The sequence below is a fragment of the uncultured Aquimarina sp. genome, assembly GCF_947492115.1.
GTDB lineage: Bacteria > Bacteroidota > Bacteroidia > Flavobacteriales > Flavobacteriaceae > Aquimarina.
In genome coordinates, this window is sequence record NZ_CANLMM010000003.1 from 885,135 (window position 1) to 895,019 (window position 9,885).

A 9,885-nucleotide genomic window follows, 5' to 3' on the forward strand; every position below is an offset into this window, starting at 1 on the left:
AAAGTATATCAATTTAGTATTGATAACTACTCATGGTTTTTTGCTAAAGCTTACAAGCATAGCGTAAGGTTAGTTCATGATAGTTCTGGCAAAATATTTTTGAGGCAATTTTGGCTAATTATTACTAGTTATAGGGGTTTTCTCGTGATTTTTGTTCAAATTCCAATCGTAGGTAACATATTTTTTCTTCATGTTTTTGTCGATGGTAATTGTAGAATATTCGTTTATAAAATCGATAACATCCACATTGTTACTGATAAAATCATCTTCATACCATTCGAATAATTGAGAAATTCTAACTGTCTGAGAGTTAATCTGATTTCTCTGAGGGTCGTTGATGAACTCTCTTGTTCTTTCATCAAGTGCGTACTCAATATTCTCACTAGTATATGCTCTGTTCCATAGTCTTGGAGAGGACATGGATCCACAGTTTAGTAAAAAGTGAATTCTAGGATCTCCGAATTTTCTTAAGATCTTATGTTCGATATCATCTAAACTATAACGAACATTATTCGATTTGAAAACTTTTCTTTTCCAAGGATCTTCTAATTGATTGATGGATGTGATAGGATATTCATCAATAATCATTTTCATCACCGTTGCATTATATACATTTAGCCAATAAGCTAATTTTTCTTCTTTACTCCAGTGATTTTCGGGAGAAACATTTTGTAGGTATCTAAAATACTTATAAAATACTATGACATCATTTGTAACTCCATCGTAGTCTACTAAACCATCTTCTGTAACATTAAGAACTAGGATTTGGTCCCAAGGAGAATGGTCTACAGTTTCCTGGGAATTGATTTGGAACGATACTAAATAAAATAAAATTAGTAATAGGGATTTTGGGATCTTCATTTTGTTAGTTTTTTTGGGGTTATTTACATTTTTTTCAACGTTAGGAAGGACTAAATTAACAAAAAAACGGACGTAATACATTCATGTAACTTTGTACTAGAAATGATAATAATATAATTCTTACATAAGTTGAAATTAACTTGTAACTTCTTTACTGTTAAACCTTTTAGTGATTTACGGTCAAGATTAATTTCTGAATAGTGTTTTGTTCTTTCACAAAATTGGGTTCAGATATGCAAAAATGACTTTAAAATTTAAGTGAACTATTATGATCAAAATTCCCGTTAATATTGATGCTAGAATTGAATTTAAGGATGCCTAAAAAGGAAGATTATTTAGAATTTTTCATGACGATTTTTTAAGTGTAGAATTGCTTATATTTAATAAAATACAAGTAAAAAAACATCATTTTTGAAGTGAAAAAGAAGAAAAATGATGAAAATTAGTGAACCTTACAAAAAAACACCACTTTAACATAAAATTAACATTTTGTTACGGTTTTCAAGTATCAAAATATTCTTTTTTATCGTTTGGAGAATGGCTTTGTAAGCGATGATAATAAGGGAAAACATCAAGATAAATGTATCTTGATGTTGTGAAGAGTGTTTTTTTGAATTATGAAAATATTATGATGTATCGCATCTTTTTTGTAAGAATTGATTTCTAGAATGTTATCTGTTTATCATTTTTTCTTTAACTAGAGACCATTGTAAAATTTTTGCAATATTTTTCGCATCATCAACACCTCTATGATGGGTTCCTTCTAAGGGAATATCAAGAATACCTAAAGCTCCTTTCATACCAACTTTTTTTCGTAACCCTCTGGTTTTTTGAAAAAGGTCCTTTACATTTATGTGGTTTTGCGATAAAGGGTATTCGATATCACGAAATTTACATTGCTTTTTCATCATATTTAGATCGTATAGCCCATAGCTAGCCCATGTAAATTGATGTCCTTGGTACTCGGTCCTTACAATTTCACATGCTTCGGCAAAAGAAATACCTTCTCGATCCAGTAAATCCTGAGTAATTGTTGTTAGTTCCGTGCAAAACGGACTTACTTCTGATCTTTCTGGTTTTACCAGGATTCCTCGATTTTTGGTAACCCCTCCAGTTTGCGTATCTAGTAAGCAAATACCAATTTCTATTATTTCATTGGTTTGTCCTGGAGGTATCTTACCGTTCCAGCAGGTTGCTTCTAGATCTATAATTATTATTGTGTTTTTGTTTTCCATTTTATTTATTTTTTACCTCACAAATCCCAAAGACCTGTGAGGTTGTAGTTATTTAATTTTTTGGAATTGTTACCAATTCTTCTCTATCTAAAGGATCGATTCCTTTATCTAGTAGTTTGATTGCGGATTGAACTGCCCAACACTTATCACTAGAGTGTATATTAGAGTACAATCCTAATAAATAGGTAGGTTCTACAATCTTCCAACCTTTTACAGTACGATGAGGAATCTCAGATTTCACGAAAAAATCAATGGTAATTCGTATAGATTTTTCATTTTCAGCGATTACCGTTTTTTCGTAGCGTCTAAAGTTCTCATCACTGGGTAAATGATCATAGCGCGTCCATACTTTTTGAAATCCATTCTCCAATAATATACACATGACACTAGCTACATCTTTCGGATCAATAAAGAGGTCAATATCTTTATGATCATGTGCATGTTTATATTCTGTATGACCTTCTGGAGAGAGAAAATGCCAGGCCCAACCACCTGATAGAATTACTAAATCTTTTAAAGTTTTTAAGGCTTCCAAAGCATATTCAATTCTATAGGATGGCCATACTTCTCCATATCTTTTTTTATTATGCGGTGCTCCCATGGTTTTTTGTTTTTTTGTCATCCTAGTACAGACTGGGATCCATTTTTGTATGATAAAACAATTCACTAAACGGATTCCAGCCTACATTTCGACATGCTCAATGTAACAGGCTGAAATGACATGTTTGTATAATTAGTTACTTTTCTTCTTCGACTTTTTAGAAGAATTCTTAGTTTTTTTACCTTTTTTCTTGTTGTTACTTTTCTTCTTTTTCTTAGGCATTTTATCTTTAATCCTTTTTTCGTCACCTTCTACATCACTGATAAAGTAGTTGTTATATGCATATATCTTGGCAGTTTTTAATACTTTAAGAGCTGCTTTGTACTCTTGTTTTTGCTCTAAAAGAATTCCTTTTTTTAGATACAATACTGCTTTATCGGTTCCTTTAATGGTTAAAGCAAAGTCGATTAACTTTTCAGCTTCATCATAATCTTCGTTCCAAAGTAATACATTGATATATTTTGGATACACATCTAGCGCATACATATCTGCTGCTAATGCTTGTTGATAATATTCCTTTGCTTCTTCGTAATTTCTTAGATTCTCTGCATAGATCTGACCCATTAGACATAATGCAATTGGATTTTTATCATCGTATGATAGTGCATAGTTCAAAGATTCTACAGCTTCTTCCAGATTGTATGGATAAGCATCTAATGCCTGAAATAAATATTTGTCTAGTAAATTGCTCATGACTTTAGTATTTTAATTCGTTGCGCAAATCGTTTTTTAATTGTTGACGATTTGAGGCATACGATTGTTTTTTCTTTATTTTCTTAAAATCAGTTCCTTTAAACTTTCTAACAGGATTACCACGTGCTACATTCAAATGATTTTCCCATTGATCGCATAACGACTTTTGTATGTTTTGGAGTTGACTTTGGTATACTTTTTCTTTTAATCTTTCGATTGCTATTTTTTTATTTTGATGTTGTGATCTGCTGTCCATTACCACTACTTGATCTCCTGTTGGGTGATAGGTAGCTCTTACGGCAGAATTCACCTTGTTTACATTTTGGCCGCCAGGACCTGAACTGCGCATGGTTTGAAAAGAGATTTCTTGTGCTTTAATACTTAGCTGTTCTACCTGTTTGATCTCGTACATTCCTATAAACCAGTTTTTACGTTTATGATATTTTCGGAACGTTGAGGTTCCTATCCATTGAATAGTGCCCAACCATGTAGAAAGAAAAGTATCAATTTCTTTTCCTTTTAATTGCACTGTTGCCGATTGTACAGTACCATTTTGACTTCCTTTTTCTCTATGTAGTACTACATACTCGTATGCATTAGCTTTTATTTCTTCTAAAAAAAGTTTCAATACTTGTGCAACTACCCAGCAACATTCTGAAGGTCCTCTTCCAGCCGTTATTTGAATTATTTTAGTTTTCATTGTTTTTGTTTCTTAGCATATAGCTGCTAGCAATTAGCTTTTGAAAAATTAAAAGCTAATTGCTGATAGCTTATGGCTTTTTTACTTATCCATTCGTACAATTTTTGGAGTAAAGGTTCCTACAACTTCTACAAGCTCTTGCTGGTTTGCCATTACTTTGGTAATATCCTTGTACGCCATTGGAGCTTCATCAATTCCTCCACCAATTAGGGTAACATCATTTGCTTTTAGCTCTTTTTTGATGTCACTTTTAGTAAATTTCTCTTTACACTTTCTTCTGGAATGTAATCTTCCAGCTCCATGAGAAGCAGACTGCAAGCTCTCTTGATTTCCAAGTCCACGAACTATAAACCCTGGTGCCACCATAGATCCAGGAATGATTCCTAACTCACCTTTGGCTGCTGGAGTAGCTCCTTTTCGATGTACAATACATTCTTCACCGTTTACCTCTTGCTTCCAGGCAAAGTTGTGATGATTCTCAATTTTGGTTACTGGTCTTGCTCCCAATAATTTTCCAATTCTGGCATGAATATTATCATGGCATGCTTGCGCATAGTCTCCTGCAAGGTTCATTGCTAGCCAATATTCTTGTCCATCATGCGTATCCAAATCCAACCATGCTAATTGCTGCACATGTTTTGGTAATGGACATTGCTTGGTAGCTAAATAGGTATAGTGCTTTGCAATATTGGCTCCTAGTCCTCTGGAACCGCTATGTGATAACACACCTATATAAGAACCGATTGCTAATCCCCATTCATTATTAGGATCTAAGATATCTACTGCTCCAAATTCTACAAAGTGATTTCCTCCGCCAGAAGTCCCCAGTTGTTTATACGCTTTGTCTTTTAATCTTTTTACTAACGGAATATCTTTAAATTCTGATCGCTCAAAGATCTCGTGATCATGCTTTACTTTATGGGTTTCATACATTCCGAATTTTGTGTGCTCGGAAAGTATGTTTTCTAGCTGATGCTTTTTTCCTTTTAGATAAGAAGTTGCTATTGGATAAATAGTTAAACACATTCTACATCCAATGTCTACTCCAACTCCATACGGAATCACTGCATTTTTGGTGGCTAACACACCACCAATAGGTAAACCATAACCACTATGTGCATCTGGCATCAATGCTCCAGCAACCGAAACTGGTAACTTTAGTGCATCAAATAATTGATATTTTGCTTGATCCTCGATTTCATTCTCACCATAGATCTGGAATGGAGCTCTTGTGGTTTTCAATGCGTGTTTTTTTACTTCAACAGGTTTTAGCAAACTCTCTGCAATTTTACCCCAAATCCCGTCACCTTGATATGCTTCTGGATTTAGTAATACTTTTTTTGCTTCTTGTAATATTTGTTCTTTTTTTACTCTTTTTTGATATCGATTAATCTGACCCAAGGTCACATTAATACTATTGTTTTTTGGAAAGCCTAATTTGATTAAGTCTTTTCCGCTTAATTTCTTTCCCATGATATTTCTTCGTTTATAATGTCCTGGATATTATATTTTTTAAGATCTCTTAGTTTGCTATTTGTTTGTAGCTTTTCTTTTCTAAGTTTTGGTGTTTGCCAATGATCTTTCCAGTTATATTGTTTTTGTACTTCTTCGAAGTATCCATGTTTTAACAACTTCTGTTCTAACAAAGCGTCTTCACTTTCTAGTTTTGGGTCAATCCGTTTGCTATGGGTTACATAAGCTCTTGTAAATTTGATCTTATAGCTGCCTTTGGGGAGATTTACATAAAATCGAAGCCTTACTTTTTTTTCCTTTGTATAATATCGAAACGGTACACACATTCGCTGTGCGCCATCACTAAGCTTATTAAAGGATCTTCTGCTAATGGTTGGTAAATCTTTATGGATTAAATACCTCGATATTTCCTCGTACCATTTACTTTCAGCTTCTTCTTTTGTTCTTCCCCAAAAGGATTTTAATAGCTTTTCGTGCAGTTCAATGATATATTCTTGGTTTTTATATTTTTCGACCTGTTTGGTAATGACTGATTCTTTGAACCATCCATGTCTTATAGGTTTCTCTAATTTTATATATCCAAGATTTCGTTGTGCTGCCCAAATTTTGCGTTGTTTCCTTTGGATGCTTCGAACTTCTTTTTGCCTTTGGCCTTTTATATGTGCCGGTCTCATTAAACATATTGTTTCGTTTGTAATAGTTTTACAAATGATTCCAGCTTATCTTCTGATACCTGAAATTCTAACTGTTTTGGTTATAAAATTTCATATGAATTATTTTTAAAAGTTTGTTCTTAATGTTTTATGTTCGGAACATTTCAATGACATTCTTATAAAACTTGAGTACGCTTGGTGAAGCAACCCAGATTAGAAAGTCTAGTAAAAAAGAAGTTTTATAAAAATAAAAGTCCGAAACTTTTGTTGGCTTCGGACTTTATAAGAAACTGTTGTATGCAGTTTATGAGTTATAGAAGTCCCGAAGCATATGCATAAAAGAACCTTGTTCTCTTAGTGCATCTGTGTGTAAATCTCTAAAGGTCATAATACTTCGGTTATTAATAGTTATTAATTTTTTGTCTTTACACTTCGACTCCCGATAGCTATCGGGACAGTGTGACATTTGTTATTGCTTTAGTGCGGTGCAAATATGAAATCTATTTTTTACTTACGCAAATAAAATTTCAATTTAATTAATTGATTTTTAGGGATTTATAGTTGTTTTTAAGCAAAGAAAATCCTGTCTGTCTTTCGACAAATATCTAATCAGCTGAGAATCTTTTTACTATCGTTCAAATAACTTTGTATCTGATTGCAATTTTTTTTTAGAATAAAAACATAAAAAAAGCGTCCAATTTGTTTTGGACGCTTAAAAGAAATATAATTATTCTAGTTTTTTATCTATGCTTTCGATTCGAAAACGACTTTACAGCGTCCTTTTTTATGTATTGAAAATGGATTCATAGATGTTAAACTTGATTTTTTGGTTCTTACTTTGGTTGCAAATATGAGATTATTTGTACTAAACTTCCAAATTTTGGTACTAATTCGTTTTTATTTTAAATAGTTGATATCAAGTTTTTACAAAATTCATCGCAACCATTTGGATACAATTTCATCTATAGAATAACATAAATCCTTACTCATGCAACGTATCTTACTTCTATTACTAATCGCAACTGCAATTTTGAGTTGTTCTAACGATGATGATAACAATGTAATTCCTACTAACTGTGATATGATAACCTTGATCAGTGCTACGGAATTTGCAAATGGCCCTTCCGATCCGGTTTCGATTAATAGTGTATCTATTACAGGCAATTGTTTGAAAATCAACTTTGGCGCTTCTGGTTGTGATGGAGATACTTGGCAACTGAATTTAATAGATTCTGGTATTGTTTTAGAATCTGATCCACCACAAAGAAATCTAAGATTGTCTTTAAGAAATGAAGAAGCTTGTTTAGCTTTTATTACACAAGAGTTAGATTTTGATATTTCCAATCTGCAAGTGGAAGGGAATCAATTGATATTGAATGTTGCTAATTTTGATGAAAGCATTTCTTACGAATATTAGAGTGAAGAAAGACATTATTCGAAGTGGTCTGTCTATGACAGATTGTGCTGAAGATTAGTAAAATTGTATAATCAAGCGTTGGTGATAGTGATGCTATAAGAACTACGATGTATGTGTTCTCTTTCTAAGTGCTGAATACCTTCTTTTTCGATAATGTTTTGATTCGTAGAAATTACATCTGCATATCCTAACCAAGGTTCGATACATACATAGGGAGCTTTGGGTTTTGCCCAGATACCAAGATCTGGAAAATCTTTAAAATCCATAGAAAGTATAGCTCCTTTTTCTTTATGAATAAGCGTAGCTTTATTTACTTGAATATCCTTAAAAATCAGCGCATCCTTATCAAAAATAGTATCGGTAAGCCAGATTTTATGGTCTTTAATTACCAATATCGTTTCATCGCTAATCAATCCATCAGAAGTAAGTACAAAGCAATCTGTATTCTTAGTTTGTTCTAATTCGATAAAGTAATCCTCGTAGTTTTCTGAATGATTCATAGGGCAGTTAAATGCTGGATGACCACCAATAGAAAAGTACATAGTTTTTGTGTCTGTATTTTCTATGGTATGCGAAACGATCAATTGATTCTCTGCAAGTTCATAACTAATAGTAAATGTAAATTGAAAAGGATATTTTACTAAAGTTTCTTCTGATGAGGATAGTGTGAATGATACTTTAGTTTCCGAGTTTTGAATTCCCTCAATTGCTGTATTATATCTAATAAAACCATGCTTAGGCAATCTGTATTGTTGATCTTGATAATGATAGGTTCCATTCTTTAATCCACCTACAATTGGGAACAAGACTGGAGCTTGACTGGCCCAAATACTTGGATCTCCTTGCCATAGGTATTCTTTGTTATCTTTTTTCGTAATGATACTAGAGAGTTCTGCTCCAACAGAATTGATTCTAACGGTTAGCTGATCATTTTGAATGGTAAAAATCATACAATAGTTTTAAGCTGGCACTTGGTTTTTACAAAGGTAAGTAAACCAACTTCTATAAATTACTTGTCTATAAAAAAGGTTCTAAGAATCCAATAAGTTTCGTTCCTTTGGCATTCCATCGGATACCATGACCACTAGCAACTCGAATTTCATATACGTATTCATGCTGATAATGGTAAAAGATATTCCACCAGGTTTTATTTTCGATGATCTCCAGAATTCTTTGTTTTACTTGTTCTTCTTTTTGAGCAGGATTTCCTTTCATCGTTCCCCAGAAATTGTCATCAGATCTCCCGATATGTTTTTCCCAAGCTCTGGTAGCTATACAGATTTGATGATTAAAAGGAGTAAAACAACTAGCTAATAATGTTTCTTTTACTGGTGGAATTGCCTTTTCATTTTGTAATGTGGCTGAGGTGCATCGTTGACCAATTAGTAATAAAAGATGCTCGAAAGGTGTGTTTTCAATAGTTATCGCCCAATCTTTTGGATTGGTGTCTTTTTCCGAAAGAATCGTTTTAAAATTTTCAAATGCTTTGGATAGTGGAGGAGTGGTTTCTTCTTCGAAATGGGGAAGTGGTAATGTGTCAGGCACACCAAACTTGTGCCACTTCTGAAGTGTATTTGCGAAAACCTGTAAATGTTCTTCTTCTAAAAAAGCAGCATACTTTTCTTTCCAGAATTCTGAAAGAAACGGTATGCTGTTTTGGATGGATTGGTAGATGTTCATTTCATTTGTTTTTTCTTTTTTGCATTGCCAAAAAAAGAAACAAAAAAGTCTAGGCTTACAAAAGCTTGTTTAAATTTATTGCTCAACACCTAAATTTTAGAAACTCGCTACGCTCAGACAGTCTAAAATTTTACGGTATTTTCACTTCAAATTTTACAACAAGCTTTTGATAGGCCGTTATAAACTCTTTTTAAACTAAGCTCTTTTTCGCCATCGTTTTTTTCGATAGCTTTTCCAATTGCGCTCAGGAATGGTGCAATTGATAGTTTCATATCCATGAGGGAAACATCTGGAACAGCCAGATTCTTCTCCTACTTTTATTCTAGAAATTTTAATTCCCGATACTTTTTTGGGAAAATCAATTATTCCGTAATCGTTTAGTCCGTATGCTTTTTTAAAGCGGTTGAACTTTTTCATTGGTATTAAGTTTAAAAATTAAAAACTCAATACAGTGTTCCTTTTCTTGTTGCCATTTTTTATGTGTTGTTTGTCAAACTGATTTCTATGACAAAACCAAATTGTTTTTATAAGCAGTTTGGTTTTTTATTATAGCAAAGATTCTATGAATAATT

General features: G+C 32.9%; 11 protein-coding genes. 1 reads left to right on the forward strand and 10 read right to left on the reverse strand.

Annotated features, from left to right (window positions below; translation table 11 throughout):
* Nucleotides 1–114: 114 nt before the first annotated feature.
* The 7 genes from Q1A73_RS13190 to Q1A73_RS13220 all read right to left on the reverse strand — a co-directional run bounded on the left by Q1A73_RS13190 (nucleotide 115) and on the right by Q1A73_RS13220 (nucleotide 6,237).
* Entirely contained in the window at nucleotides 115–861 is a 747-nt protein-coding gene (locus Q1A73_RS13190; RefSeq protein ID WP_299606307.1) for a DUF547 domain-containing protein, read from the reverse strand.
* Nucleotides 862–1,532: 671 nt separating this feature from the next.
* Nucleotides 1,533–2,096 (reverse strand): 3'-5' exonuclease, encoded by a 564-nt coding sequence (locus tag Q1A73_RS13195; protein WP_299606309.1) that lies wholly within the window; start codon nucleotides 2,094–2,096, stop codon nucleotides 1,533–1,535.
* Nucleotides 2,097–2,148: 52 nt separating this feature from the next.
* Nucleotides 2,149–2,718, reverse strand: a complete 570-nt coding sequence (locus tag Q1A73_RS13200) for a hypothetical protein (protein WP_299606311.1) — start codon at nucleotides 2,716–2,718, stop codon at nucleotides 2,149–2,151.
* Nucleotides 2,719–2,829: 111 nt separating this feature from the next.
* Complete coding sequence (locus Q1A73_RS13205) at nucleotides 2,830–3,390, reverse strand: tetratricopeptide repeat protein (RefSeq protein WP_299606313.1); 561 nt, start codon at nucleotides 3,388–3,390, stop codon at nucleotides 2,830–2,832.
* A gap of 4 nt (nucleotides 3,391–3,394) precedes the next feature.
* A complete protein-coding gene (prfH, locus tag Q1A73_RS13210; protein WP_299606315.1) occupies nucleotides 3,395–4,090 on the reverse strand; it encodes a peptide chain release factor H in 696 nt (231 codons plus the stop codon).
* 81 nt (nucleotides 4,091–4,171) lie between these two features.
* Nucleotides 4,172–5,563 (reverse strand): RtcB family protein, encoded by a 1,392-nt coding sequence (locus Q1A73_RS13215; protein WP_299606317.1) that lies wholly within the window; start codon nucleotides 5,561–5,563, stop codon nucleotides 4,172–4,174.
* Nucleotides 5,548–6,237: a hypothetical protein gene (locus Q1A73_RS13220; protein ID WP_299606319.1), complete on the reverse strand. Its 690-nt coding sequence runs from the start codon at nucleotides 6,235–6,237 to the stop codon at nucleotides 5,548–5,550. The genes Q1A73_RS13215 and Q1A73_RS13220 overlap by 16 nt, the downstream gene beginning before the upstream one ends.
* Nucleotides 6,238–7,204: 967 nt before the next feature.
* Here Q1A73_RS13220 and Q1A73_RS13225 point away from each other — a divergent pair.
* A complete protein-coding gene (locus Q1A73_RS13225) occupies nucleotides 7,205–7,633 on the forward strand; it encodes a hypothetical protein (protein WP_299606321.1) in 429 nt (142 codons plus the stop codon).
* 71 nt (nucleotides 7,634–7,704) lie between these two features.
* Here Q1A73_RS13225 and Q1A73_RS13230 read toward each other — a convergent pair whose 3' ends face one another.
* The 3 genes from Q1A73_RS13230 to Q1A73_RS13240 all read right to left on the reverse strand — a co-directional run bounded on the left by Q1A73_RS13230 (nucleotide 7,705) and on the right by Q1A73_RS13240 (nucleotide 9,730).
* Nucleotides 7,705–8,583: an aldose 1-epimerase family protein gene (locus Q1A73_RS13230; RefSeq protein WP_299606322.1), complete on the reverse strand. Its 879-nt coding sequence runs from the start codon at nucleotides 8,581–8,583 to the stop codon at nucleotides 7,705–7,707.
* A gap of 67 nt (nucleotides 8,584–8,650) precedes the next feature.
* Nucleotides 8,651–9,313 (reverse strand): hypothetical protein, encoded by a 663-nt coding sequence (locus tag Q1A73_RS13235; protein WP_299606324.1) that lies wholly within the window; start codon nucleotides 9,311–9,313, stop codon nucleotides 8,651–8,653.
* Between the two features lie 195 nt (nucleotides 9,314–9,508).
* Nucleotides 9,509–9,730, reverse strand: coding sequence for a phosphate ABC transporter substrate-binding protein (locus Q1A73_RS13240; RefSeq protein ID WP_299606326.1), 222 nt, complete (start codon nucleotides 9,728–9,730; stop codon nucleotides 9,509–9,511).
* Nucleotides 9,731–9,885 lie beyond the last annotated feature (155 nt).

Excerpts from the sequence above, each read along its gene's own strand:
- Q1A73_RS13190 (WP_299606307.1), bottom strand. The coding sequence starts at position 861 with ATGAAGATCCCAAAATCCCTATTACTAATTTTATTTTATTTAGTATCG.
- Q1A73_RS13195 (WP_299606309.1), bottom strand. The coding sequence starts at position 2,096 with ATGGAAAACAAAAACACAATAATAATTATAGATCTAGAAGCAACCTGC.
- Q1A73_RS13200 (WP_299606311.1), bottom strand. The coding sequence starts at position 2,718 with ATGACAAAAAAACAAAAAACCATGGGAGCACCGCATAATAAAAAAAGA.
- Q1A73_RS13205 (WP_299606313.1), bottom strand. The coding sequence starts at position 3,390 with ATGAGCAATTTACTAGACAAATATTTATTTCAGGCATTAGATGCTTAT.
- prfH (WP_299606315.1), bottom strand. The coding sequence starts at position 4,090 with ATGAAAACTAAAATAATTCAAATAACGGCTGGAAGAGGACCTTCAGAA.
- Q1A73_RS13215 (WP_299606317.1), bottom strand. The coding sequence starts at position 5,563 with ATGGGAAAGAAATTAAGCGGAAAAGACTTAATCAAATTAGGCTTTCCA.
- Q1A73_RS13220 (WP_299606319.1), bottom strand. The coding sequence starts at position 6,237 with ATGAGACCGGCACATATAAAAGGCCAAAGGCAAAAAGAAGTTCGAAGC.
- Q1A73_RS13225 (WP_299606321.1), top strand. The coding sequence starts at position 7,205 with ATGCAACGTATCTTACTTCTATTACTAATCGCAACTGCAATTTTGAGT.
- Q1A73_RS13230 (WP_299606322.1), bottom strand. The coding sequence starts at position 8,583 with ATGATTTTTACCATTCAAAATGATCAGCTAACCGTTAGAATCAATTCT.
- Q1A73_RS13235 (WP_299606324.1), bottom strand. The coding sequence starts at position 9,313 with ATGAACATCTACCAATCCATCCAAAACAGCATACCGTTTCTTTCAGAA.
- Q1A73_RS13240 (WP_299606326.1), bottom strand. The coding sequence starts at position 9,730 with ATGAAAAAGTTCAACCGCTTTAAAAAAGCATACGGACTAAACGATTAC.